The following is a 24,697-nucleotide window of genomic DNA, read 5'->3' on the forward strand; positions in this document are numbered from 1 at the left end:
AATTATGAAGAGGAAAATTGCGCTTGCATTGACAATGGCAATGTTAGGTACCTGTCTGGCAGGATGTGGACAAGCAGATACAGACACAAATGCATCTACAGAAGCAAAAGATACTACAGCAGCCGCAGGAACCGCAGCCGCAGAAACCACAGAAGCCGAGAAGGAATGGTATGGCACGGAAGACGGAAAAACGATCACGCTTCATTTCTGGGGTGGTGTTCAGCCGGAGTACGGATATGATGATCTGTGTGCCAACTTCAATGAGGAGTACAAAGACAAAGGACTTCAGGTAGAATATGTAAGATATGTAAATGATGATAACGGTAACCTTCAGTTGGAGACCTACTTAATGGGCGGTGGTGATGTCGATCTGTTCATTGGCTATGGCGGACGTACCAAAATGGACAAGCGTGTAGACTCCAACCTGCTGCTGGATATGTCCGGTATGCTCAATGATATCGGATTCAATCTGGATGATGAGCTGGGTGTGGCAAATATGGCAGAGTATCACTACGATGATGGTGCCGTATATGGATTCCCTACCAAATACGAGAACTCAAGATGGATTCTGATCAATGAAGATATGTTTAAGGAAGCAGGACTGGATATTCCTTATGATGGATGGACCTATTCCGAATTCCTTGCGGATGCCGAGAAGCTGACACATGGCGAGGACCAGGATAAGGTATACGGAGTATGCTGGGCACGTAAGCAGAGCGGTAAGAGTATTCTGTATGCATTAGACGGTGTACTGGGTGCAAATCAGATTTACAAGAATGAAGAAGGTACAGAGGTAAACTTCGATAATGATGTATATCGTGCAGGTCTTAACCTTGTAAAAGAGACGCTGGATAAGGGTTATGCGATTCCCATCGAAGATGAATTCTCCGAGGATATCAGCGTTGCCAATACGTTCCTTCAGGGCAAATGTGCCATCATGCTTGGTGTAGCACAGATGAGACTGTGTATGGATCAGGAGAATTATCCTCATGATTTCATGACTGCACTGGTACCAGCACCCGTTCCCGATGATGAGAAATACAACACCGAATTTTATCGTAAGCAGATTGGTACTACCGGTGCAGGAGACCTGCTGAGCATTTCAGCAAATACAAAGTATCCGGAAGCAAGCTTTGAGTTTGCAATGTGGTATTTAAAGGGTGGTATGTCCCCTCTGGTACAGGGCGGAAGAATCCCTCTGTGGAATGGTGTTAATAAGGATGAAGTATTGAGCGTGCTGAAGGAGAAGGCACAGGGCTCCATTGATATGGATTCCATGGAGAACTATCTGTCTCTCGATACTACGCAGGGTGTTGCCGCTATTAAAGGACATGCTTCCTCTGAAATCAGTTCTGCCTGGTTCGAAGAGTTTGATGCTATGTGCTATGGAAAACAGTCTGTAGATCAGACCGTTCAGAACATGGAGAAGAGAGGTAACGAACTGATCCAGACCGAATTAAGCAGTCAGAAGTAAAAAAATAAAAACAGCAGTGGGAAGGGGCGGTCGTTTTCACAGGCGAACCGTCCCCTGCTCTGAAACGAACAAAAGAGGGATAAAGCAAATGAAGAGCAAGAAAAAGAAGACTAAAGGAGAAAGACGAAAAATATTGCATCAGAACCTGGTTGCATATTCCTTTTTGGCACCGAGTCTGATAGGTGTAATATGTTTCAGTCTGATTCCGCTGATAATTTCTTTATATGTAAGCCTGACTGACTGGAATTTCTCTCAAGGACTCGGCAACTGGAATTTCATCGGACTGACAAACTTTATCAATCTGTGGAAGGATGAATGGTTCCTTGCATCTTTGAAAAATACATTGATCTTCACCGTCGTAACCGTGCCCATCGGACTTTTCCTGGCAATTATAATGGCGGTACTGATTGATGAATTTTGTCATAAGAAAATAGCGGGTGTGGTACGTGTCGCTATGTATATGCCGCATATCTGTAATACTGTGGCAATTTCCGTTGTATGGATGGCGTTGTATTCTAAATACGGACCCTTTACACAATTGATGAGGGCTCTCGGATGGCAGGATCCTCCCCGATTCCTGGCAAGCTATGAATGGGCACTTCCCGCGATCATGCTGGTCGTAATCTGGGCAAGCCTGGGATACCGCGTATTTATGTACAGCGCCGCAATCACCGGACTTCCGAGAGATTTGTATGAGGCTGCTGAGATTGACGGAGCGAATTCTATTCAGAAATTTTTCAAATTAACGGTTCCGCTGTTGAAGCCTACGACCTTTTTCCTGACAATTACAGGTATTATATCCAGCTTTAAAGTATTTGGATATACGAACGTTATGACAGGCGGTGGTCCCGGAAGCTCTACCTACACACTGGTTTATTATATTTATACATCAGCATTTAAGTATTATAAGATGGGTTATGCTTCGGCAATTGCCGTAATTCTGTTTGTGATGCTGCTTATTGTGACCATTATCCAGTGGGTACATAACAATAAAGAAGAGAAAGGCTAGGGATTAAGATGAGGAAGAATGTACCTGTTTCCAAAAAGGTAGCCAGAGTATTGATTACCATTGTAATTATTCTGGTTACATTGGTTATGATTGTTCCTTTTGTCTGGATGATCTCAGCATCTTTCAAGACAGAAGCGGATGTTATGAAGATCCCTATTGAGTGGATCCCGAAGTATTTTTACCCGGATAACTATAAGAGAGTATTAAGCATAGGAACGACCAGCTCCACAAATTATCATTTCGGTCTGGCTTATTTTAACTCTATCAAGGTAGCTGTAATCAGTACGGTAGTGGCAATTACTTCCGCAACACTTGCCGGATATGCATTTGCCAAGTTGAAATTCAAGGGCTCCAATGTATTGTTCATTGTATATCTGGCGCAGATGATGGTGCCTTCACAGCTGACACTGATTCCCAGATTCATAATGTTTATGCAACTGGGATGGATGAATACCCATTTGTCATTGATCGTACCGAAGATCATAGCGGTATCTTCCACCTTTATGCTCAGGCAGTCCTTCTTAAGTACTCCGGATGAACTGCGGGAAGCTGCCAGAATTGATGGAGCCGGTGAATACAGAGCCTTTGCACAGGTTATGCTGCCACTTGTCAAGCCGACGATAGCGGCGACGGCGACAGTACAGTTCCTGGATGCATGGAACAGCTACCTGGATCCTCTGGTATTTATCTCCAACTGGAAGAAATGGACGATTCCTCTGGCTTTGAACCAGTTTGTCGGTACAGAGGTAACACAGTATAACCTGACCATGGCGGCCTGCTGTATGGCGGTTGTGCCGGTATTTATCGTATTCCTGTTCGGACAGAAGTTCTTCCTGAAAGGCTTGTCCGTAGGTGCGGTTAAGGGATAATAAATTGAAAAAGGCAGATGCAGTGTGGCAGGACAGGAGAAGACTCTGTGCCTGCTATATTGCTATAAGGGAGAAAATAAAGAGAACAATATGTCAATTCACAGTGAAACCAGAAAATATGAAGTTGTAGTAGTGGGAGGCGGCCTGGCCGGTGTCTGTGCGGCAATAGCAGCTGCCAGAAAAGGAGCCAGAACAGCCATCATACAGAATCGCTCTATGTTTGGTGGAAACGCCAGCTCGGAGATCCGTATGCACATTGTGGGAGCCAACTCCCACGGTGCCAAAAAAAATCTTGGAGAGACAGGAATCCTGCTGGAGATTCTGCTGGCAAACAAACGCAGAAATCCCTATGCATCTTTTCCGGTATTTGATTCCGTCATCTGGGAAAAAGTGCATTTTCAGGAAAATCTGGAATCCTTTCTGAATACGAATATGGATGACGTGATCCTGGAAGGGAAAAAAATAAAGGCCGTAGTCTGTCATCAGAACAGTACGGAAACCGAGTATACCATCTACGGAGACATCTTTGTCGATGCCACAGGGCACGGTACCTTAGCTACCATGTGCGGTGCGACGGGGCGTATGGGCAGTGAAGGAAGAGACGAATTTAAGGAACCCGATGCTCCGGAAGAACCGAACAGCGATACGATGGGAAACACTTTGTTGTTTTCCGCTGTGGACCGTGGAGAGCCGGTAAAATTTGTGTGTCCGGAATGGGCAAACCATTACACGGAGGAAGATTTGAAATACCGGGAACATGCGAACAGTATTGCCTCCCATATGGAAGGCGGTAAGCTGACCAAATTCGAAGAAGGAAGCGGGAGACTGCCACACTTTTCCAATGTGGACTCCGGATATTGGTGGATTGAACTGGGTGGTGAGGATGAAGATATTATCCGTGACGGTGAGAAAATCCGTGATGAATTGCTGAAATGTGTGTACGGCGTATGGGATCATCTGAAAAATGTGGGAAACCACGGTGTGGAAAATTTGGAGCTGGATTGGGTTGGATTCGTGCCGGGATATCGTGAAAGCAGAAGAATCGAAGGAGACTATCTGTTGAATGAAAAGGATGTACTAGCCAACAAGATATTCCCGGACGCAGTAGCTTATGGTGGCTGGCAGATGGATCAGCATGTGCGCAGGGGACTTCTGGATACGGATAAGATTCCTTCACAGATCCTGAATTTCAACGGTTGTTATACAATACCATGGAGATGCTATTATGCAAAGGATCTGGAAAATGTAATGCTGGCGGGACGTGACATCAGTACTACAAAAATGGCATTTGGATCAACGAGAGTTATGGGAACCTGCGCTGTGGGAGGACAGGCGGTAGGCACGGCAGCAGCAATGGCTGTCAGATATGGCTGTACCCCCAGACAGATCGGGGAACATATGGAAGAACTACAACAGGAGCTTTTGCGGGATGATTGCTATATTCCGGGAGTCCGTAACCGGGATCCGGCCGATTATGCAAAGTCAGCTAAGGTAGCTGCATCTGGATATACACATGGAAATGAACCATGGAAAGTATTGAACGGAATTGCCAGACAGGAGCAGGAAGAAAGTAACTGCTGGGAGGCACCGATAGGAGAACAGGGTGCCGAAATAACCCTTACCTATGACGGGAAACTGGTGCTACATCAGATTCAGCTGACATTTGATACGAACCTGACAAAAGAGATCATGCCATCTCTTACAAGAAATGTACGGAACCGACAGGTAAAAGGACTGCCGGATGAACTTGTACGGGATTATGATGTGCGTGCTTTCAGAGAAGGAAAAGAAGTATTTTGCAAGGAAATACATGACAATTATCAGCGATTGAACAGAATTCCGCTGGGAAATGTAATTTGTGATACCATAAAGGTGACGGTTCACCGTGCTTACGGTATCCATTTTGCAAGAATTTTTGAAATTCGTACATATTAGTAGGCTCGATTATTGACATTAAATTCCCAAATTCGCTATACTGTTAGTAATATGTAATATCATAATGAGATTGGATAACAAAAACACAGAAAACGAAAAGGAAAGTGTTAATAGGGGGAAATATGGCAGCCAGATATTCAGAGATTGAAGAATATATCATGAACAAGATTCATACGGGAGAATGGCCGATCGGTTATAAAATTCCGAAAGAAGTGGAGCTTTGTGAACAATTTGGTGTCAGTCGTTCCACAGTGCGTACGGCAATGCTGCGGATGGTGCAGGATGGACATCTGAAAAGAGTTAAGAGAAAAGGTACCTTTGTTACAGCACCACGCGTATTGGAGGATACGACGGTATTTATTGAGAGCTTTTTTAATGAAATGTTTCGCCGGGGCATTGAGGTAGAGACGGAAGTGCTGGAATTCCGTTATATGGAGATGACGGAGGAACTGGCGAAAAAGTTCGAAAACGGTGACAGCAGAGTCATTAAACTGAGCCGTCTCAGATACGTAAAGGATTCTTTTGACAAAGGACCGATTGTATTGACAACGTCCTATATGCCGGAGAGTGATGCATTTTTGTTTGACTATGATTTTACCAAAGCATCTCTGACGAAGGCACTCAATGATCATTCCAAGAATCGATTCAGTCTGGAAAAAGAAATGACAGCTCGTCCGCTGGAGAGCAGAGAGAGTCATCTGATGGGAATGAAGGAAAATGCTCTTGCAATGCTGATTTCTTCTGTTACCAGGAATGAAGAGGGACAGATTATTGAAATATCGGAAAGTATTTATCCTTTGGAGAGAAACAAGTTTGTATGGAAACTGAAGCTGTAACGCTTCGGATACGAGGAAGAATATGAATGAAAAATTGAATAATGTAGAATGGAGTTTCACGCAGGAAACAGGATGCCTGACGATTACAGGGACCGGAAAGATGCAGAACTGGGCGGAACATCAAGAGAGACCATGGGAAGAAATCAGAGATGAAATCCGCCGGGTCAGAATTTGTGTGGGAATGGAGAGCGTGGGAGATTGTGCTTTTCAGAATTGTACTTCACTGAAGGAAGTAGAACTGCCGGAGACGCTTGTCTATCTCGGGGTGTATAGCTTCCGCGGATGTACCGCATTAAGGGATGTAAAATTGCCGGAAGGAATATGCATTATCTGTGCGAAGGCATTTCATAATTGTTCGGCACTGGAGAAGGTGGAATTGCCTGTCAGCCTGAAAAATATTGATATGAGAGCGTTTGCGAAAGATGAGGCTCTTCATACGGTTATTTATCATGGAACGGAGGCACAGTGGGAGAAAATTCTGATCAGTGGAACCGCATCCGATAATCAATATCTTCTGGCAGCGGAACGAAGATGCCTGAAGGAAGAACCTGCAGGATACCAAAAGACTAATGATAATTCGGTTGCAGATCACTATGAAGAGATGGTTTATTGTGTAAAAAAAGCGTTGTCTTACGGCGGAGACGGTAATCTGTATTTTCTCACACCGGATCTGACAGAGGAGGGAATCCGGGCAAAATGCGGAGATTGTACGCTTGTGGTATTCCCGAATGGCAAAACAATGATGATAGATGCCGGTTACATTGCCTGCAGTGCGCATATTATTTCATTGTTGGATGATCTGGGACTGCATCATCTGGATTATTTTGTATTGTCTCATGCGCATGATGATCATGCAGGAGGAGCCCTGGCTGTGGCACAATATCTGTATGAGCATGGAGGAGGGATTGATGCCTGTTATCGAAGCTCCTATATAGCATCCAGTAAGCAGGAGCCCTTATTTGAGGAATATCTTAAGCAGAAAGGGACACATGTTTATGAAAATGTCCTGGAGGGATATCAGTGGACGGTAGGGGATGTACGTATAACCGCATATCATCCGACGACTGAGGATCTGGAGAAATGTGTCGGAAATGATGAGAGCGTGAACAATGTATCTATTTTGATGAAATTTGTCTATGGAAGATCAAAATATCTCACCGGTGGAGACTTGTATATAGAGATGGAAGAAAAACTGGCAGAGCAATATGGTGATCTTCTGAAAGCAGATGTAATGAAATCGAATCATCACGGCACCTATACCTCAAATGGACAAAAGTGGCTGCAAACAGTACAGCCGAATGCCATTATCACGGATGCGGAGGATATTGGAAATGCACTTTTGGCAGAGTATGCTGCAGAGCATGGAATCAAATATTACAGTGCCGGGATACAGGGACTCATTTTACTGCGAATGAGCAGAATAGAATATGAGATACAATGCCAGACAGGAGACTGTCTGTAAAGATTGTAACAAAAGGGGACATTTATAGTGTCTCCTTTTTGGTAGGAAAAAAAGTAAAATATAAGGTTTATATGGTTAGGAAAAATGTGGTAAACTGCACTTTGTAAGGAAGAGTAGTAGATAGAACAGAGGAGAAAATATATATGCAGATCCATGATACAGCATTTATAGCGCCTGGAGCAGTGGTGCTTGGAGATGTGACGATCGGAGAAAACAGCGGAATATGGTACAATGCGGTGGTCCGGGGCGACCGAGACTCCATTGTCATCGGAAAAGAGAGCAATATTCAGGACAATGCAGTAGTACATCTGGGCAGCGGATATCCGGTGGAGATCGGAGACCATGTGACCATAGGACACGGTGCGATCATCCACGGCTGCAAGATCGGCGACAATACCATGATCGGTATGGGAGCCATTCTGATGAATGGCTGTAAGATCGGGAAAAACTGCATCATCGGTGCCGGAGCACTGGTGACACAGAACGTAGAGATTCCGGATAATTCACTGGTCATCGGCAATCCCGGGAAAGTAAAACGTGCTGTTACCGAAGAAGAGATCCGGTGGAATCTGAAAAACGCACACATTTACGTAGAGGAAGCACAGGAAGAATTAAGCGACTCTTATCGGCAAAATATAAATGAAATTTAAAAGAAAAAAGTTTTGGATATATTGCCGATAATGATATAATATTTCCGGTGAGTAGTTTTGCGGAGGTTGTGTATGAAATATGTAAATGTAAATGAAATAGCTGCAAAATGGAATTTATCAGAAAGAAGTGTAAGAAATTATTGTGCCCATGGAAAAATTCCGGGTGTAATTCTTGATGGGAAAACATGGAGGATTCCAGAGGATGCCGTAAAGCCGGTCAGAAAGAAACGAGCGGAAAAAATAGCAAATGATCTTTTGACCAGATTAAAAATGGAAAAGGAAGCAGGGATACCGGGAGGAATATATCATAAGGTTCAGATCGAACTGACATATAATTCGAATCATATGGAAGGCAGCCGCTTGACCCATGATCAAACCAGATATATTTTTGAAACGAATACGATTGGAATTCAGGATGAAGTTGTGAATGTGGATGACATTGTTGAAACAGCCAATCATTTCCGATGCATTGATCAAATAATAGAGTTAGCAAACTATCCCCTGAGTGAAGCATTTATTAAACAGTTACATTATATTTTGAAATCCGGAACTTCAGATAGTAGAAAAACGTGGTTTGCTGTTGGTGAGTATAAACGTTTTGAAAATGATGTCGGAGGAAGCGCAACCGCAAAGCCCGCCGAAGTACCCGGAGAAATGCGGAATTTATTAAGCAGATATAATCTTTCAAAACAAAAGACGTTGAAGGAAATAATACAATTTCATTATGAATTTGAGAAGATACATCCTTTTCAGGATGGAAATGGTCGCGTTGGAAGATTAATTATGTTTAAGGAGTGTCTCCGTAATAGAATTACCCCTTTTATTATAGAGGATGATATAAAGGAATTCTACTATCGAGGTCTGAAGGAATGGAAGAACGAACAGGGATATCTTATGGACACTTGTCTGACTGCTCAGGATAGATTTAAGGTATACCTGGATTATTTTGGACTGGAATATAAGGATTAAAAACTATAACGAAAAAAGAGATCAAAAGAGCCGGATGACTACATTATGTTCGGTAAAAAGAGCACTGTCCTAGCGGAAGTGCTCTTTTGCGAATTCCATATCCTGTACCAGTTCCAGTGTTCCAAGATATTGCTCCTGCTTATCCCGGACAGCGTAATAAGTCACTAAGAATGTCCGGCCGCCCTTGTCCATCCAGACCGGTACCTGGTCCAGATTCCCTGCACGGAATTCTCCGATAATGCGGCGAACCTGTTCTTCGATTTTAGGCGGGTGACAGGTGAAGACCTCACGGTCCAATGCCATGCCGGGACGTTTGAATACCTTGGGGCCTTCGTTAAAATAACGATTGACATTATCGATGTCCACGAAGGTAATCTCCAAAGGAATCGTATTCAACATGGCGGTCAGCTGTGACAGGGTCAGACTGCCGCCGGGAAGGTGGATTCTGGTCTCACCATCTGCAAAAGCATGTTCCGCAGACATGGTGCCAACCGTAGAGGCAGTGTCAGCCAGATGTGCTTCCGCAGCCTCCCAACTGTCACCCCGGATACCGAAGCATTCCGCATAATCTTTGGCATCCCGGTAGATGTGATACCATTCCTCCTCCGAGAAATTCAGTGCGCAGTTGGGGAAGAGGATATTGGATTCCTTGTAGATCATTTCTTCCATGCGGTTTAATACGGCATTCAAACGTTGTTTCCATGCATCGGTTTCTTTTTGGTGTTTTTGTTTTGCAAGCGCATTCAGTTCATCCCGGATCTCATCATCCACTGTCCACATGACTGCGGAGGGGCCGCTGATCCCATATTGCACCTTCAAATGTGGATAAAGTAAGTCTCCCTTCCGGGCATAGTGGATAGCAATCTGGCGCAGCTCGTCAAGCAGTTCATTGGTAATTCCATTATTTTCCAATGCCTGCCTCGCACGGGCAATCAGCTTTTCCAGTGCTGCATTTTCCAGCGTAAAAGTCTGCAGGGGATGCCCGGAGATCTGGATCAGGGCGGCAGCAGCGGAGAGCCGTTGGTCCTTTATGTCTTTAGAGTGTAGTTTCTGGGCAGCTAGAGAAGAGGCTGCTGTTTTTTCGGCATTGGCAATTTTCTCTTCTGTCGTGGAACCATGGAACAGGGCGGAATGCACATCACAGAGCCGCTGCAATTCTTCGATGGAAGTACCCTCTCGCAGCAGTTCCTGCTCGGCCTGCATAATTGCGGAAGGATCCACATCCTTACATTCCCGGACGAAATCCGCCTGGACACTTTCCAGAGCTTCTCCGTGATTCAAACGTTGTAAGTAAGACTTAATCTGATCTTTCATATAAAAATTCCTCCGGAACCAGTATGCCCCGGAGGAAAGTTTGTTATTCTTTTATTTTTATGATTAATCATCGTAGAGTGTTTTGATAAATTCGCAATCCACTACCAATACGTAGAAAACCGAGCCATAATGTTCACTCTCCACGATACGCCCATAATCCAGAACCGTCTTATAAGTTCCATCTTTGACAGCAAGTCGGTATTTGACATAATCATTGTATCCGTTCATGCCGGATTCTATCTGCTGCCAGATGCTTTCTTCTACCTGCGTCAGATCTTCAGGATGCACCAGATTACGGAATTGATGTTTCGTAAAATGCATAAAATCATCCAGATCCGTACATCCTGTCAGCTGAAGCATTTCCTGATTAGCATACAGGATGCGTTCATCCTCTTTGTCGGCTCGGTAGATGAAAAAGGCACCCGGCAGGTTATCAGAAATATCCGATAATGAAAAACCAAGCTGTGTCCGTTTCGAATTGTGGAAATCCGGCCGGTAGGCCAGAGCACCATGTTTTCCCTGTAATTTTACCTCATAGAGTGCAATGTCGGCATAACGGAGAATGTCAGAGACTTTTTCTGCGTTGGCGGGGTATTCCGCATAGCCCAGGGAAATGCTGTAATTGTGTTCGACGCCTTTGGCTGAAAAAGAGCGGGAAGCCTTGCTGAAAGCATCTATCATTGGGGCAGCCTCTTCTGCGCGGCAATCCTTCAGGATAATACAGAACTCATCACCGCCATTTCTGGCAATAATGGAATTATCCGGAAAAGCCTGCACTAAGGATTGTGAAAGCTGCAATAGAACCTGATCACCGATAGTATGACCATAGACATCATTGATAAATTTAAAATTATCCACGTCAAGTAATATACCGACACAGTTTTTCTGCTTGTTTCCCTCCAGATACTCCTCCAGCTGCAAATTAAATCCGTTACGATTTAAGAGACCGGTCATAGAATCCGTCAGAGAGAGTCTGCGAAATTTTTTGCGTTGCTCGTCAACGAGTAGTATAGATATCGTTAGAACCACCAGTAGTAGGATCACTGCAATGCCACATAATACTATCAGTTGTAAAAGTGTGCCATTCTTCCAGCCACCGGTGGGCATGATTTCCAGCCTCCAGTTACATCCACCCAGAGTAAAATCATAAGACACGGGATCCATCAGAGTCTCCTCCGACTGGTCTACCACGGTATATTCATCGGTCAGAGGTGAGATGGTCTTCGATAGCCGGTATTGATAACCGAAATTGGTTAAGGCATCAGCGGAATGCTGAAAAATATCAGGAACCTTGATGATAACCATAGTCATGCCCCAAAAATAGGGAGTTCCCTTCTCATCCTGTAAAAAAACTGGATTACGGATCGAAAGGACGTGTCCTCCCTGCTCCAGCTCGAAAGGACCATGTATGATAAGCACATCATTAGCAATGCTGTAATTTACGGTCTCTCCGCGGTATTTGTCATGGATCAGGTCTATTTTACCTGCTTCGTTGCCTTCGGCGGGATAGATATCTGTTACGATGCCCCCGGGAGCCACTTGGATGCTCCGGACGTAATCTGCCATCATTCTGTCCGCAATGATATCAAATTTGTCGATTCTGCCGTCCGTACTGATCAGAAGCTGCTCCAGTGTATCCGTGATATTGATACCGGCATTCAGATCTGCGATCATGCTATCACCGTAGGTTACAGCGTTCAGTTCTGCAAGAGTGCGGAGATGTCTGGAGTCGGCCTGCTGTACCGCATGAGTGATCATATATAAGACAATGCTGCCGATAAGAAGTACCCATAACGGCAGCAGCCATTTTGTATGAGAAAATTTAATTTTATTCCGTGTCATAGTGCTATGCTTCCTTCGTATGTGTTGGCAAAATGATTTAAATTTAATTATAGCATTTTCAAGTTTTTTTGTATAGATACGAAGAGTCATTTCATCCTGCGGTGAAAATGCCAAAAACACCGGGCTTCTGATTTGGTACACGGGATCGATGGGGACGGAGAACTGGAGAAATACCACGATGTTGCTTTAGGTGAGTATTCTTTATTTTTAATAGATCAGATTTTTATAGCTGCCAATATACTGTCTGCGATAACGGCCCGGAGAGATACTTTTATAGCGGCGGAAAATGCGGTTAAAATAGCTTAAGTCGTGGAAACCGCAAGAATACGCAATTTCTGTGATACTATCGGAAGAAGTGCACAGAAGCTCACAGGCACATTCTACCCGGTAATAATTCAGATAATCAATGGGCGATTTGCCAATGATCGAGTGAAACACACGGCAAAAATGTTCCGGAGAGAGCTGCAGTACTTTTGCAAGGTCCGAAAGACTTAACTGTGAGGCATAATTTCTGCGGATATAATCCAGTACCTGCTTGATCTGGTCAGAATCCTGGACAAAATGTCTGGAAGAGGGAGTCAGTACCGTAAATAAATGTTCCCGGAGAATCTGTCCCAGCAGTTGCCACAGCATTCCTATGGTGAAAAATTCATAGCCGTTATTTTTATCTTTCATTGCAGCAAACAGGTCAGAGATGATCTGACCGCAGGGAGTGCCTGCCGGATACAGAACATTGATCTGGGTCTCAGGAGAAAAGAGCCCGGCATATTTCTGCTGAAACAGTCCTCCGTAATTTTTGATAAGATGGTTCAGATCAAATACCAGACATTCATAGACGCAGTCTTTGGGGATTCCGCCATGTACGGCTCCGGAGGAAAGAAAGGCGGAATTCCCAGGATGCAGTGTGTAAGACTGCCCATCTGTCAACAACGTAAATTCCCCTTGCAGAACCAGTAGAAGTTCGCATTCCATATGCCAGTGGAAGGGCATTTCGTAACGGGGATGCAGCATATCAACATAATAGAGTTCTAACGGAAAGTCAGAAGTTCCTCTCGTCGTATTCTCATGGGAAGCCAGATATCTCATCATTCTATCCTTTCATAAAAGAACCGTACTATTTAAAATCCCATTCGTAAAACTGCTCTTTCAGGTCTTTTCTTTTACAAATATGGTCACAGAATATCAATATTGTCCAATATGTAATCATTATAAACAACGACACCACAAAAATGCAACAGTATAATACAAGTAACCAAATATAATACAAGGAGGTATGGACATGGAAATCACAGGGATAAAAGATCAGATCTGCGATGTCTGTCACAAAATGTGGCAACTGGGATGGGTTGCGGCCAATGATGGCAATGTGTCTGTCAGACTGGACGATGGAACCTACCTGGCAACACCAACAGGGATGAGTAAGAGTTTCATCACCTCGGACAAACTGCTCCGGATCGATGCTGCCGGTAATGTTTTGGAGGGCTCGGAAGGACTGCGGCCGTCCAGCGAGATAAAGATGCATCTAAGATGCTATGAAAAGAGGGAGGATGTATGCGCAGTCGTACATGCACATCCTCCGGCAGCTACCGGATTTGCCGTGGCACATCGTCCGATGGACATGTACAACATGATCGAGGATGTCGCAGCCATCGGTGCGGTTCCGCTGACACCATATGGTACACCGAGCACGACAGAGGTTCCAGATGCCATTGAGCCTTATTTGCAGGAACATGATGTAATGCTGCTTGAGAATCACGGGGCATTGACAGTGGGAAGTGATGTGATCACCGCTTATTACCGTATGGAAAGTCTGGAACTGTGGGCGAAGATCACGATCAACGCAATCCTTCTGGGAGGAAGCTATGACATTGACCGGAAAAATATCGACAAACTGATCAACCTGCGATCCTATTATCACATAACGGGAAAACATCCGGGATACAAGAAATTTAAGCATCCGCAGGATGGAACTCCTACGGACAGATAGGGGAAAGGAGTAAAGGATGGCTGCTTTTACGACAGTGCTTGCTTTTGACCTTGGAGCTTCCACCGGCCGTGCCATTCGTGCGGTCTATGACGGTGAGAGACTGCAATGGAAGGAGATCCACCGGTTCGATAATATACCGGCAGTAGAGAACGGACATCTTCGCTGGAATATGGAGGCGCTGCTTGGGGAGATCCGTATTGCCATACAAAAGGCGGGAAAGACCGACAGTCTTGCTTTTGATACCTGGGGAGTGGATTTTGGATTGTTGGATGCGGATGGAAAATTACTGGAGGATCCTGTTCATTACCGGGACGAGCGGACGAAGGACTGGCCCCAGCGTGTCGCACAGAAAATAGAACTTCACAGCCTGTATGTCAGAACTGGCAATCAGATTCTGGCAATCAATACACTGTTTCAGTTGCTGGCATTACAAGAGGAACAGCCGGATCTGTTAAGACGAGCAAAGCATCTGCTGTTCATCCCGGATCTGCTGGCGGCAATGCTGGGAGCGGATCTGACCTGGGAACGATCCATTGCTTCCACCAGTCAGATGTGGAATCCTGTTGCCGGAACCTGGGATTTGGAACTGCTGAGACAGATGGGAATGGATCCGGGATTATTCGGAGCCATGACAGACAGTGGTAGCATTATCGGAGCATTGCCGGATAGCACGAAGATCATCGCAGTGGCAGGACATGATACCCAGTGCGCAGTGGCGGCCATGCCTGTGGAAGAGGGAGAAAGCGCAGCGTTTCTCTCCTGTGGCACCTGGAGCCTGATCGGCTGTGAACTGGAGACACCGATCCTGACGAAGGAGAGCTGCGACAGTGGCCTGTCCAATGAATACGGAGCCAATGGCAGGATTAACTATCTGAAAAACATTATCGGATTGTGGCTGATCCAGGAGAGCCGGAGAGAATATGCCAGACAGGGAGAGGAGTATAGCTTCGGAGAACTGGCGAAGCTGGCGGACGAAGCAGAGGCTTTTCACTGCTTTATTGATCCGGATGCACCGGAATTCGTGGCACCCGGAAACATTCCGGAAAGAATACAAAAGTTCTGCCGTAGAACCGGTCAGCCGGTGCCGGAGACAGTGGGAGAGACAGTGCGGTGCATTTACGAAAGTCTGGCAATGAAATACCGATATGCTCTGGAGCAACTGGAAAGGATGACGGGCAAAAACTTCACAACATTGCATATCCTCGGTGGCGGAGCAAATGCAGGACTGCTCTGTCAGATGACGGCAGATGCCTGCAGACTTATGGTAAAAGCCGGCCCGGTGGAAGCGACGGCTCTCGGGAATATTCTTATTCAGTTGAAGGCACTGCATGCCATACATGATATCGACAAGGGCAGACGCCTGATTGCCGTGACAGAGAAAATAACAGAATATGCACCACAAAACAGAAAAAAAGACGCATGGGAAAATGCGTATCACAGATTTGTTACCATGATGCAAATGGAGAAAGAGAGGTAATTATGAGATACCCTAAGATTGGAATTCGCCCGGTAATCGATGGACGTTGGGGTGGCGTTCGTGAAAGCCTGGAGAATCAGACCTGTGAAATGGCAAAAATTGCCGCAAAACTGATCTCTGAGAATTTGAAGTATCCGGATGGAACACCGGTACAATGCGTGATCGGCTGTACCACTATCGGAGGAGGTGCGGAGGCGGCCCGGGTGGCAGAACAGTTTCAGATGGAAAATGTAGTAGCAACCTTGTCTGTGACGCCCTGTTGGTGTTACGGAACAGAGACTTTCGATATGGATCCGAACACCATCAAAGCTGTCTGGGGATTCAACGGAACGGAGCGCCCGGGTGCGGTGTATCTGGCAGCAGTTATGGCGGCACATGCACAGCGTGGGCTTCCGGCTTTTTCCATCTATGGACATGATGTGCAGGATGCAAAGGATACGACAATTCCCGCAGATGTGTTGGAGAAAATCTTACGTTTCGCCAGGGGAGCTGTGGCCGTAGGCTGGATGACAAATAAGGCATATGTCAATATTGGAGCGGTAGCCATGGGCATTGCAGGCAGCTTTTGTGATCCGGATGTGCTACAGAAATATTTCGGGATCCGTGCGGAATGGGTAGATGAAGTGGAAATTCTCCGTCGTATTGCCATCGGCATCTATGATCCGGAGGAATATGAGAAGGCATTACAGTGGGTGAAAGCAAACTGCAGGGAAGGGTTCGACAAAAATCTTGGAAAAGATCTGCCGGAAGTCATCACAAAGTCAAAAATCATTCCTGCGGAAAAAGACTGGGAGTTTATTGTGAAGATGACACTGATTATCCGGGATATTTTGTTCGGCAATTCACGACTGGACGAGCTTGGCTGGCATGAGGAGGCTTTGGGGCATAATGCTGTGGCCGGAGGTTTCCAGGGACAGAGACAGTGGACGGACTGGTTGCCGAATGCGGACTTTACGGAAGCAATCCTTGCTTCTACTTTCGACTGGAATGGTCCCAAGGCACCGACTCCTTTTGCAACGGAGAATGATACCTGCAATGGTATTTCGATGCTGTTGGGACACCTGATTTCGGGAACGGCTCCCTGCTTCCATGATGTCCGTACCTACTGGAGCCCGGAGGCTTGTGAACGTGTGACAGGTCAGAAGCCGGACGGCGTGGCGGCAAACGGATTTATTCATCTGATCAATTCCGGTGCAACGGCGTTGGACGGGACTGGAGCGTGTGTGGACGAACAGGGCGACCATGTCATGAAACCTTTCTGGAAGATGACAGAGGAGGATATCCGGGAATGTCTGGATGTTACCGACTGGTGCAGGGCAGATTATGAATATTTCCGGGGTGGTGGATATTCCAGCCACTTTCGGTGTATTGCACAGATGCCTGTAACTATGCTAAGATTGAATATCATAGATGGAATAGGGCCTGTATTGCAGATTGCCGAAGGATGGACAGCAAAATTGCCGGAAGTGATTCATCATGCGATTGATAAGAGAACAGATCCTACCTGGCCGACCACCTGGTTTTGCCCAAGACTGACCGGTGAGGGCGCTTTTACTGACGTATATAGTGTTATGGCAAACTGGGGGGCAAATCATGGCGTGACCGTATATGGACATGTGGGTGCAGACCTGATCACATTGTCCAGCATGTTGCGGATCCCGGTGACCATGCATAATGTGGACCGGGACAAGATCTATCGTCCTCATGCATGGTCAAGCTTCGGAACACAGGATACACAGGCGGCGGATTGTGCGGCATGCAGGCAGTATGGCCCTTTGTATCGATAAAATCACAGGAAGCAGAGAGAGGAATCCTATGGGGAATTGTCTGAAGGTAGGTATTTTAGGTGCCGGAAATATTGCTGGATCCATGGCAGAAGCGCTGAATGAGCTGCAGAAGGAGGGAAAAGCCTGTGCTTATGCTGTGGCATCCCGTTCGCAGGAGAAGGCATTGGAGTTCGCACGGAAATGGAATATCACAAGAGCATACAGCAGTTACGAGGAACTTGCATCGGATCCGGAAGTGGACCTGATCTATATAGCAACACCACATTCTCTGCATTATGAGCAGGCAAAGCTCTGTATGGAACATGGCAAAAATGTTCTGGTAGAGAAGGCGTTTACAGCCAATGCAAGACAGGCTGAGGAATTATTTGCAATGGCAGAGGAAAAGAAGGTCTTTATTACAGAGGCAATCTGGACACGATATATGCCAAGCCGTGAGATCATAACTGGGTTGCTCAGGGAAGGAGTGATAGGTACACCGCAGATTTTGGAAGCGGAATTTTCCGTACAAAATTATGAAAATCCCAGGATGCATGATCCGATGCTGTGCGGAGGAGCACTATTGGATCTTGGAGTGTATGTACTGACAACGGCTTCCATGTATTTTGGAGATCATATTGTGAAGACGCAATCTTCCTGTGAGAAGTATCCGACCGGAGTAGATGCTGCAGATGAAATCCAGCTGACCTATGCGGATGGCAGTGTTGCGCAACTGCGCTGTTCCATGGTGGATAAAAAGAAAAACTGTGTAAAAATCTGTGGAACGAAAGGGTATATTTCCTGGGAGAGCAATAACAATCCCAGAAACCTGGAACTGCATGGCCCGGGAGAAATGCTGATTCGTAAAATCACGATTCCCACGCAGATCAATGGCTATGAATATGAAGTGCTGGTATGCCGGGAGGCAATCAGGAACGGGCAAAGAGAGTGTGAGAAAATGCCTCATGCGGAGACTCTTACGATCATGAAGCAGATGGATGAACTTCGGGCACAGTGGGGTGTGAAATACCCATATGATGAATAACGACAGATGCAAAAGAGCGGATCATCAGGATCCGCTCTTTTGACAGCTACAGAGTATAGGCAATATTACTTCTGTTAAACAAATAACGAAGCGTACTTCTTTTTACAGAATCTAAAAATAAGTGAGTTTTTCGGCAAAACAAAAAAACAAAGTGCCTTTTTGCGAACCTGAGCGTCTCATACCTTTTGGCAAAATCCGTTATAATGAACTCATCAAGCAAACACATAAATGTGATTGAAGGAGGGTACTAAATGAAGAAGTTAAAATTAACAGCATTACTCGTAACTATGGCAATGACAGCGTCTCTTGCAGGATGCGGCAACAGCGCTTCCGAAGAGACGACAGACGGCACACAGTCATCTCAGGCGACAGCCACGCAGGAAGCTGCTGGTACGGAAACAGCAGAGAACCATGATCCCGTAACTTTGCGCTTCATGTGGTGGGGCGGTGATGAGAGAGCGCAGGCAACACTGGATGTGATCGACAAGTTCGAGCAGGAATATCCCTGGATCACGATAGAAGCGGAGTACGGCAGCAGTGATGGTTATCAGGAAAAGCTGACAGCACAGTTGGTATCCGGTACGGTAGCTGACATTTTCCAGATGGGAACCGGTTGGATGCCCGGCTATGTAGAATCCAATGCAGGATACTTTGCAGACTTCAAAGATTTCTCAGATGTCTTTGATCTGTCTACCTTCGAAGAATCTATTTTAAAGAACAACGGACAGTTCGACGGACATCAGTATGGTGTACCGACCGGTATTTCCGGACATGCACTGATCTACAACAAGAAGGTAGCTGATGAGATCGGCGTTGACTTCAGTAGTGATTATACTTGGGACGATATTGTAGAAATGGGCAAGAAGGTCAAGGAGTATGACAAGGATATGTATCTGCTGACCATGGGAAGTTCTGAGCTGAATACCATGATCGTCCGCCCTTACTTACAGCAGTTGACCGGCAGCACAGTTCTGGTAAATGAGACCAAGAAGAGAGGTTTCGAGGAAAAAGATCTGGTGGAGGTACTGAACTACATTAAGGCATTGTATGATGAAGGCGTTGCATCACCTATGTCTACTGTTATCGCATACGGCGCAGATCTGGGAACAGATCCTAACTGGATCAACCAGAAATATGTGGCAGCATTCGGATACTCCTCTACAGTAGAGACTTTGCAGGCAGCATGTCCCGATGGAAACTTTGCGGCAGGCAAGCTTCCAGTTATGACAAATGCCAAAGATGAAGGCTGGTACTGCAATGCACCTCAGTATATGTGTGTCAGCGGTGCGAGCGAACATCAGGAAGAAGCCATGATGTTCTTAAACTACTTCTACAACAATGCAGATGCAGCCAAGATCCTGAAGACAGTCCGTTCCGTACCTCCTACCAGTGTAGGGCAGGAAGCATGTACAGAACTGGGCATTCTGGAAGGCATCGCCAAGGATAGCGTGGATATTATCCAGACCTATACAGGAACCAATGATCTGGGGCTGACCACAGAGGAAGAAGTAACGGCGATTCTGCAGGATGCAGCTACTCAGGTTGCTTACGGACAGGGTACTCCTGAAGACGTTGCCAAGTCAACAATCAGCCTTCTGGACAATTATCTGTCATCCAAGTAATCCCGGATCAGTTTCGGATTCGTACTACACAGAAATGATACTGGGGTATCCTGAAGGATTTCGGGATACCTCAGACATTTACGAGGCGGAGGTACTCTACATGACACCGAAAAAGAAAAAAATAAAAAGGAAGCAGTGGATCGGACTGGTATTCATTGCCCCCTGGCTGATCGGATTGATCGGACTGCAGGTATATCCTTTTGTTGCATCCCTGTTCTATTCCTTTACAGAATATAATATCATGTCCTCTCCGAAATGGATCGGATTGGCCAACTATGTGAAATTATTTACGGCGGATAATGAATTCTGGTATTCCGTAAAAGTTACTTTGATATACACAATATTTACTGTACCCGGAAAATTAACAGTGGCTCTGATCGTAGCACTGGTTATGAATAAAAACATGAAAGGAATCAATTTCATTCGTACAATTTATTATATCCCGTCTCTGATCGGCGGCAGCATCGGTATTGCCATTCTCTGGAAGCTGATGTTCCAGGAGGAGGGTATTATCAATTCCCTGTTGAAAGCAATCCATCTGCCGACCCTGCACTGGCTGGGAGATCCCAAGACAGCATTACCGACGATCATTCTACTGCAACTGTGGACGTTTGGATCTTCCTTCGTTATGTTCCTGGCAGCCCTGAAAAATGTACCGGCGGATTTGTATGAAGCAGCGGATATCGATGGAGCCAGCAGCTGGAAGAAATTCGTTAAGATCACATTGCCACAGATTTCCTCTATTATATTTTTCAATATTATCATGCAGACGATCACTGCATTACAAAGCTTTACCAGCTCACTGGTCATTACCAACGGAGGCCCGTTAAAGTCTACCTACGTGTTGGGAATGAAGTTGTACACGGAGGCATTCTCTTTCTATAAAATGGGATATGCATGCGCAATTTCCTGGGTGATCTTCATTATGATCATGATCGTTACGATGATTTTATTCCGATTCTCTTCCATGATGGTATATTACGAAGATGGAAACGATTTTTAGGAGGAACCTAAGATGAGAAAAAAGCTTAAAAAGAGAAACAGCGTATCCTGGGTGACCTACACAGTAGTACTTCTGATCGGACTGGCAATGTTGTATCCGATCATCTGGATGTTCTTCGCAACCTTCAAGAGCAATGCGGAGATCTTCGGATCTGTCAAACTGCTGCCGTCATCCTTCAGCTTCCAGAGCTATATTGACGGCTGGCATGTGAACAGCAAAATAACTTATACTACATTTTTCAAAAACAGCTTTGTGATGACGATCATCACTACGTTATTTACGGTATTATCCAGTGCGATTGTCGCTTATGGATTTGCCAGATACCAGTTCCCCGGCAAAAAGATTCTGTTTGGTATTCTGATTGCCACACTGATGCTTCCCGGAGCGGTAGTTATGATCCCACGTTATGCAATGTTTAATAAGCTGGGACTGGTGGATACTTACTGGCCGTTTTACTTACAGGGCCTGCTGTCTGTGAACTCGTTCTTTGTATTTATGCTGATCCAGTTTATCCGCGGACTGCCAAGAGAACTGGATGAATCTGCTTATCTTGACGGCTGCAGTGATCTGAAGGTATTCGTGAAGATCCTTGTGCCACTGATGAAACCGGCACTTTTCTCCGCAGGTCTGTTTCAGTTCATGTGGACTTACAATGATTATACAAACGTGTTGATCTACATTAACTCTGTGAAAAAATATACCCTGTCTCTGGCCTTGAGACTGTCTCTGGATGCAGAATCCGTGGTTCAGTGGAATAAAGTAATGGCAATGTCCTTCCTGTCCATTCTGCCGTTGATCATACTGTTCTTCGCTGCACAGAAGTATTTTGTGGAAGGCATTGCCACCAGTGGTCTGAAGGGTTAAATTTGAACCGGAATGCGGAAAAACACACAGGTTCCGAGTCCTTCTTTACTGTAAATATGAAGAGCACTCTCGGAACCATAGGTCAGTGTCAGACGCTTGTTCACGTTGTCGAGTCCGATACGCATGGAAGCGTCTGACATAAGATCTGATCTCAGCTTCTGAAGTTTGTCTTTTGGAATTCCCACACCATTGTCGGTTATTGATATATGGATCCAATCATCCCGTTTAAAAATCTTAATTTTTACCATTCCCTGGCGATTGCCGGGACGCAGCCCGTGACTGATACTGTTCTCTAAAAGTGGCTGAAGCAGGAGACGCTTAAACGCATGCGGCAGTACAGAATTGTCGATTTCTTCAAAGTAATAAAAACTGTCGGGAAAGCGGAACCTCTGTATTTCCACATATTTGTGAATATAAGTGATCTCATCCTGAATCGATACCGAAACCTGTGGATTGGCCAAAGAGTAGGAGAGAATATCTGACAGATTGCTGATGATCGTATTGGCGGTGGAAGGACCGCCTGCTATCTTGTAGACTTCAAAATCCAGAGTCTGCAGGGTGTTGACCATAAAATGAGGGTTGATCTGTAACTGTAGGGCGCTGAGCTCCGCAGCCTGTTTTTTGTATTTCTGCTCTGCCAGCTGGCTGTTTAAAAATGTGGTATTTAAGAATATGCGGATGACATTGTTCATGATCAAGCTGTATTCGTCATCCGGCTGGTCTGCCGGAGAATCTTTTTCAGTAGGGTAGATCCCCTTTTCCGCATTACCGAACAGATCAATCACTGACTGGATCTGCCGGAAATTATCCCTTGTGATCTGATAAGAGAACAGGAAGATAATGAACAGGGCAAACAGTAGCATGATCAGCGGCAACAGCAGATTCTGTGCACAATAGAGAATAATGGCGGAAACAGGAACCAGCTGCACCGAATAATACCGGTAGGTGGGTTGATATATCACATAAGTAAGATAGAAATGATGATCTACCTTTTCCCAGTGAAAGCCATCCGTCAGTGTGGAAAGATCCACTTCAGAAAAGTCGGGAACAGAAGAAAACCCCTGAGAAGCCAGAAGATTCTGCCCGCTGTCCAGAAGAAACATACCGTGTTTCCAGGATGTGGATTTTGCAGACATCATTTTTTCCAGCTCTATCAGAGAAAGGTTGGATACCATGACACCATCCAGATAAGAAAAACGCTTATATACCGTCAGTACATTTTCTGATGTTGATGAGGTGGATGTCTTCATTTCCCTGGAGACAATATAGGTGTCCTGATCTTCCGGAAGGGAGGTATAGATATCATACCAACCGGCGTCCACATCGCTGCTCAGAAAACGGATCGTCTTGTCAGAAGAGAAAAAGATATTATTGTCATCCAGATAAAGATAAAGGCTGTCCACCAGTGGATGGGAGGCGGAGATACTGCCGAGGAAGGTCTTTATACTGTTTAGGAAGACATAGTCGGTGTAAGTAGTCTCTCTGTTGTAGAGAATCTTGCGCATGGATAAGAGCAACTGGGAATTCAGCGTGATCATTTCCTGTTGGGAAGTGCAAACATCCATGGTACTTTCCAGATTCAGACAGAGATCATCCGTAGTGGACTGGGTGGTCTCTTTGATGGTCTGTAGCTGGGAGGTTGCGGTAAGGATCATGATGCATATAAACAAAAGACCGGTAGGGATTAACAGGAGAGAACTCCATACTTTTAAGCGTTTTAAGAAAAATCGGTGCATCATGATAACGATCCTCTGTTCTCAGGAGTTACTTCCGGCTGTTTCCCTGCACGGAATTCCTGTGGTGTGATTCCGTAATATTCCTTGAAATTACGGGTGAGATTTTTGGGGTTCAGATAGCCGACGGCATCTGCAATCTCGTAAAATTTGACGGAACGATCCGACAGCATCTGCATGGCCTGTTCCATCCTCACCTGTAGCAGATAACGGGAGAAACTGACACCGGTATCCGTCTTGAAAGCGGAAGAAAGATAAGCCGGTGAGTAGTGTACCAGAGAAGCGGCTGCTTCCAATGTTGCGGTCTTATAATCAGATTTGATATAGTTTTTCACAATCGTCACATAATCCGCCTCGTCTGCATTGGCTTCGTAAGGCAGATAATGGCCCTTCTCCCGTTCGTCCAGGGTTTTCCGGATGCGTTCAAAGCAGGCAGACATGGCGTCATATTTCATTGGTTTGATCAGGTAGTCCGTGACATGATTGATAATTGCTGCCCGGGCATATTCAAAATCCTGATAGGCGCTGAAAAAGATGACGATGATATCTTCGTTTTTCAGTTTTTGAGACAGTTCGATACCGGTCATGACAGGCATCTGGATATCGGTCATAACGATGTCCACCTGTGGGTGGGCATTGATATATTCCAGGGCTTCTTTCCCATTGGTAAAGGAAGCAACGACTTCAAAGCCGAAGTTGTTCCAGGGAAAAAGATGAATGATCCCTTCCAGAATACGGGGTTCATCATCTACGATGATTACTTGATACATACCAGGTTCCTCACGTGTAAGGTAATATTCAGATAACACGCAGATTATAACATATTTCAAAATAGAATACAAA

At 45.4% G+C, this 24,697-nt stretch carries 20 protein-coding genes; 15 read left to right on the forward strand and 5 right to left on the reverse strand.

Going from position 1 to position 24,697, the window contains the following annotated elements; genetic code table 11:
- Positions 1 to 4 precede the first annotated feature (4 nt).
- The 8 genes from DWZ61_RS12655 (at position 5) to DWZ61_RS12690 (ending at position 9,204) form a co-directional block, all read left to right on the forward strand.
- Positions 5 to 1,474: an extracellular solute-binding protein gene (locus DWZ61_RS12655; RefSeq protein ID WP_118538911.1), complete on the forward strand. Its 1,470-nt coding sequence runs from the start codon at positions 5 to 7 to the stop codon at positions 1,472 to 1,474.
- A gap of 88 nt (positions 1,475 to 1,562) precedes the next feature.
- Positions 1,563 to 2,483 carry a sugar ABC transporter permease gene (locus DWZ61_RS12660; protein ID WP_118538913.1) on the forward strand — a complete coding sequence of 307 codons (921 nt, stop codon included), beginning with the start codon at positions 1,563 to 1,565 and terminating at the stop codon, positions 2,481 to 2,483.
- A gap of 8 nt (positions 2,484 to 2,491) precedes the next feature.
- Positions 2,492 to 3,352, forward strand: coding sequence for a carbohydrate ABC transporter permease (locus tag DWZ61_RS12665; protein WP_118538915.1), 861 nt, complete (start codon positions 2,492 to 2,494; stop codon positions 3,350 to 3,352).
- 24 nt (positions 3,353 to 3,376) lie between these two features.
- On the forward strand, positions 3,377 to 5,287 hold the full coding sequence (locus tag DWZ61_RS12670; protein ID WP_243026413.1) for an FAD-dependent oxidoreductase: 1,911 nt from the start codon (positions 3,377 to 3,379) through the stop codon (positions 5,285 to 5,287).
- Between the two features lie 122 nt (positions 5,288 to 5,409).
- On the forward strand, positions 5,410 to 6,123 hold the full coding sequence (locus tag DWZ61_RS12675) for a GntR family transcriptional regulator (RefSeq protein ID WP_118538917.1): 714 nt from the start codon (positions 5,410 to 5,412) through the stop codon (positions 6,121 to 6,123).
- Between the two features lie 22 nt (positions 6,124 to 6,145).
- Positions 6,146 to 7,585, forward strand: coding sequence for a leucine-rich repeat protein (locus tag DWZ61_RS12680; protein WP_118538919.1), 1,440 nt, complete (start codon positions 6,146 to 6,148; stop codon positions 7,583 to 7,585).
- Between the two features lie 143 nt (positions 7,586 to 7,728).
- Entirely contained in the window at positions 7,729 to 8,235 is a 507-nt protein-coding gene (locus DWZ61_RS12685) for a gamma carbonic anhydrase family protein (RefSeq protein ID WP_118538921.1), read from the forward strand.
- A gap of 72 nt (positions 8,236 to 8,307) precedes the next feature.
- A complete protein-coding gene (locus DWZ61_RS12690; protein WP_118538923.1) occupies positions 8,308 to 9,204 on the forward strand; it encodes a Fic family protein in 897 nt (298 codons plus the stop codon).
- Positions 9,205 to 9,273: 69 nt separating this feature from the next.
- On the opposite strand, the gene DWZ61_RS12695 is transcribed toward DWZ61_RS12690, so the two are convergent.
- The 3 genes from DWZ61_RS12695 to DWZ61_RS12705 form a co-directional block, all read right to left on the reverse strand.
- On the reverse strand, positions 9,274 to 10,518 hold the full coding sequence (locus DWZ61_RS12695; protein WP_118538925.1) for a DUF438 domain-containing protein: 1,245 nt from the start codon (positions 10,516 to 10,518) through the stop codon (positions 9,274 to 9,276).
- Positions 10,519 to 10,581: 63 nt separating this feature from the next.
- Positions 10,582 to 12,360, reverse strand: a complete 1,779-nt coding sequence (locus DWZ61_RS12700) for a diguanylate cyclase (RefSeq protein WP_243026414.1) — start codon at positions 12,358 to 12,360, stop codon at positions 10,582 to 10,584.
- Positions 12,361 to 12,567: 207 nt separating this feature from the next.
- The gene (locus tag DWZ61_RS12705) at positions 12,568 to 13,449 is read right to left on the reverse strand and encodes an AraC family transcriptional regulator (protein ID WP_117465185.1); all 882 of its coding nucleotides are present in this window, start codon (positions 13,447 to 13,449) and stop codon (positions 12,568 to 12,570) included.
- Positions 13,450 to 13,639: 190 nt separating this feature from the next.
- Between DWZ61_RS12705 and DWZ61_RS12710 the strand changes: the two genes are divergently transcribed.
- The 7 genes from DWZ61_RS12710 (at position 13,640) to DWZ61_RS12740 (ending at position 22,121) form a co-directional block, all read left to right on the forward strand.
- Entirely contained in the window at positions 13,640 to 14,347 is a 708-nt protein-coding gene (locus DWZ61_RS12710; RefSeq protein ID WP_117465186.1) for a class II aldolase/adducin family protein, read from the forward strand.
- 16 nt (positions 14,348 to 14,363) lie between these two features.
- Entirely contained in the window at positions 14,364 to 15,824 is a 1,461-nt protein-coding gene (locus DWZ61_RS12715; RefSeq protein WP_118538927.1) for a rhamnulokinase family protein, read from the forward strand.
- 2 nt (positions 15,825 to 15,826) lie between these two features.
- Positions 15,827 to 17,611 (forward strand): L-fucose isomerase, encoded by a 1,785-nt coding sequence (locus DWZ61_RS12720; protein WP_118538929.1) that lies wholly within the window; start codon positions 15,827 to 15,829, stop codon positions 17,609 to 17,611.
- A 28-nt stretch (positions 17,612 to 17,639) separates the two neighbouring features.
- Entirely contained in the window at positions 17,640 to 18,632 is a 993-nt protein-coding gene (locus tag DWZ61_RS12725; protein ID WP_118538968.1) for a Gfo/Idh/MocA family oxidoreductase, read from the forward strand.
- Positions 18,633 to 18,883: 251 nt separating this feature from the next.
- The gene (locus tag DWZ61_RS12730; protein ID WP_118538931.1) at positions 18,884 to 20,254 is read left to right on the forward strand and encodes an extracellular solute-binding protein; all 1,371 of its coding nucleotides are present in this window, start codon (positions 18,884 to 18,886) and stop codon (positions 20,252 to 20,254) included.
- Positions 20,255 to 20,354: 100 nt separating this feature from the next.
- On the forward strand, positions 20,355 to 21,257 hold the full coding sequence (locus DWZ61_RS12735) for a sugar ABC transporter permease (protein WP_117465190.1): 903 nt from the start codon (positions 20,355 to 20,357) through the stop codon (positions 21,255 to 21,257).
- A gap of 12 nt (positions 21,258 to 21,269) precedes the next feature.
- Complete coding sequence (locus DWZ61_RS12740; RefSeq protein ID WP_117465191.1) at positions 21,270 to 22,121, forward strand: carbohydrate ABC transporter permease; 852 nt, start codon at positions 21,270 to 21,272, stop codon at positions 22,119 to 22,121.
- On the opposite strand, the gene DWZ61_RS12745 is transcribed toward DWZ61_RS12740, so the two are convergent.
- Both DWZ61_RS12745 and DWZ61_RS12750 read right to left on the reverse strand, forming a co-directional pair.
- A complete protein-coding gene (locus DWZ61_RS12745) occupies positions 22,118 to 23,860 on the reverse strand; it encodes a histidine kinase (protein WP_117465192.1) in 1,743 nt (580 codons plus the stop codon). The two genes, DWZ61_RS12740 and DWZ61_RS12745, sit on opposite strands and share 4 nt — an antisense overlap.
- Positions 23,857 to 24,624, reverse strand: a complete 768-nt coding sequence (locus DWZ61_RS12750) for a response regulator (protein ID WP_118501609.1) — start codon at positions 24,622 to 24,624, stop codon at positions 23,857 to 23,859. The genes DWZ61_RS12745 and DWZ61_RS12750 overlap by 4 nt, the downstream gene beginning before the upstream one ends.
- Between the last annotated feature and the right edge of the window lie 73 nt (positions 24,625 to 24,697).

It is taken from the genome of Clostridium sp. AF34-10BH (genome assembly GCF_003478095.1).
Lineage (GTDB): Bacteria > Bacillota > Clostridia > Lachnospirales > Lachnospiraceae > Acetatifactor > Acetatifactor acetigignens.

What these genes read in the sequence shown, in the direction of transcription:
- DWZ61_RS12655 (WP_118538911.1), top strand. Translation starts at nt 5, where the DNA reads ATGAAGAGGAAAATTGCGCTTGCATTGACAATGGCAATGTTAGGTACC.
- DWZ61_RS12660 (WP_118538913.1), top strand. Translation starts at nt 1,563, where the DNA reads ATGAAGAGCAAGAAAAAGAAGACTAAAGGAGAAAGACGAAAAATATTG.
- DWZ61_RS12665 (WP_118538915.1), top strand. Translation starts at nt 2,492, where the DNA reads ATGAGGAAGAATGTACCTGTTTCCAAAAAGGTAGCCAGAGTATTGATT.
- DWZ61_RS12675 (WP_118538917.1), top strand. Translation starts at nt 5,410, where the DNA reads ATGGCAGCCAGATATTCAGAGATTGAAGAATATATCATGAACAAGATT.
- DWZ61_RS12680 (WP_118538919.1), top strand. Translation starts at nt 6,146, where the DNA reads ATGAATGAAAAATTGAATAATGTAGAATGGAGTTTCACGCAGGAAACA.
- DWZ61_RS12685 (WP_118538921.1), top strand. Translation starts at nt 7,729, where the DNA reads ATGCAGATCCATGATACAGCATTTATAGCGCCTGGAGCAGTGGTGCTT.
- DWZ61_RS12690 (WP_118538923.1), top strand. Translation starts at nt 8,308, where the DNA reads ATGAAATATGTAAATGTAAATGAAATAGCTGCAAAATGGAATTTATCA.
- DWZ61_RS12695 (WP_118538925.1), bottom strand. Translation starts at nt 10,518, where the DNA reads ATGAAAGATCAGATTAAGTCTTACTTACAACGTTTGAATCACGGAGAA.
- DWZ61_RS12700 (WP_243026414.1), bottom strand. Translation starts at nt 12,360, where the DNA reads ATGACACGGAATAAAATTAAATTTTCTCATACAAAATGGCTGCTGCCG.
- DWZ61_RS12705 (WP_117465185.1), bottom strand. Translation starts at nt 13,449, where the DNA reads ATGATGAGATATCTGGCTTCCCATGAGAATACGACGAGAGGAACTTCT.
- DWZ61_RS12710 (WP_117465186.1), top strand. Translation starts at nt 13,640, where the DNA reads ATGGAAATCACAGGGATAAAAGATCAGATCTGCGATGTCTGTCACAAA.
- DWZ61_RS12715 (WP_118538927.1), top strand. Translation starts at nt 14,364, where the DNA reads ATGGCTGCTTTTACGACAGTGCTTGCTTTTGACCTTGGAGCTTCCACC.
- DWZ61_RS12720 (WP_118538929.1), top strand. Translation starts at nt 15,827, where the DNA reads ATGAGATACCCTAAGATTGGAATTCGCCCGGTAATCGATGGACGTTGG.
- DWZ61_RS12725 (WP_118538968.1), top strand. Translation starts at nt 17,640, where the DNA reads ATGGGGAATTGTCTGAAGGTAGGTATTTTAGGTGCCGGAAATATTGCT.
- DWZ61_RS12730 (WP_118538931.1), top strand. Translation starts at nt 18,884, where the DNA reads ATGAAGAAGTTAAAATTAACAGCATTACTCGTAACTATGGCAATGACA.
- DWZ61_RS12735 (WP_117465190.1), top strand. Translation starts at nt 20,355, where the DNA reads ATGACACCGAAAAAGAAAAAAATAAAAAGGAAGCAGTGGATCGGACTG.
- DWZ61_RS12740 (WP_117465191.1), top strand. Translation starts at nt 21,270, where the DNA reads ATGAGAAAAAAGCTTAAAAAGAGAAACAGCGTATCCTGGGTGACCTAC.
- DWZ61_RS12745 (WP_117465192.1), bottom strand. Translation starts at nt 23,860, where the DNA reads ATGATGCACCGATTTTTCTTAAAACGCTTAAAAGTATGGAGTTCTCTC.
- DWZ61_RS12750 (WP_118501609.1), bottom strand. Translation starts at nt 24,624, where the DNA reads ATGTATCAAGTAATCATCGTAGATGATGAACCCCGTATTCTGGAAGGG.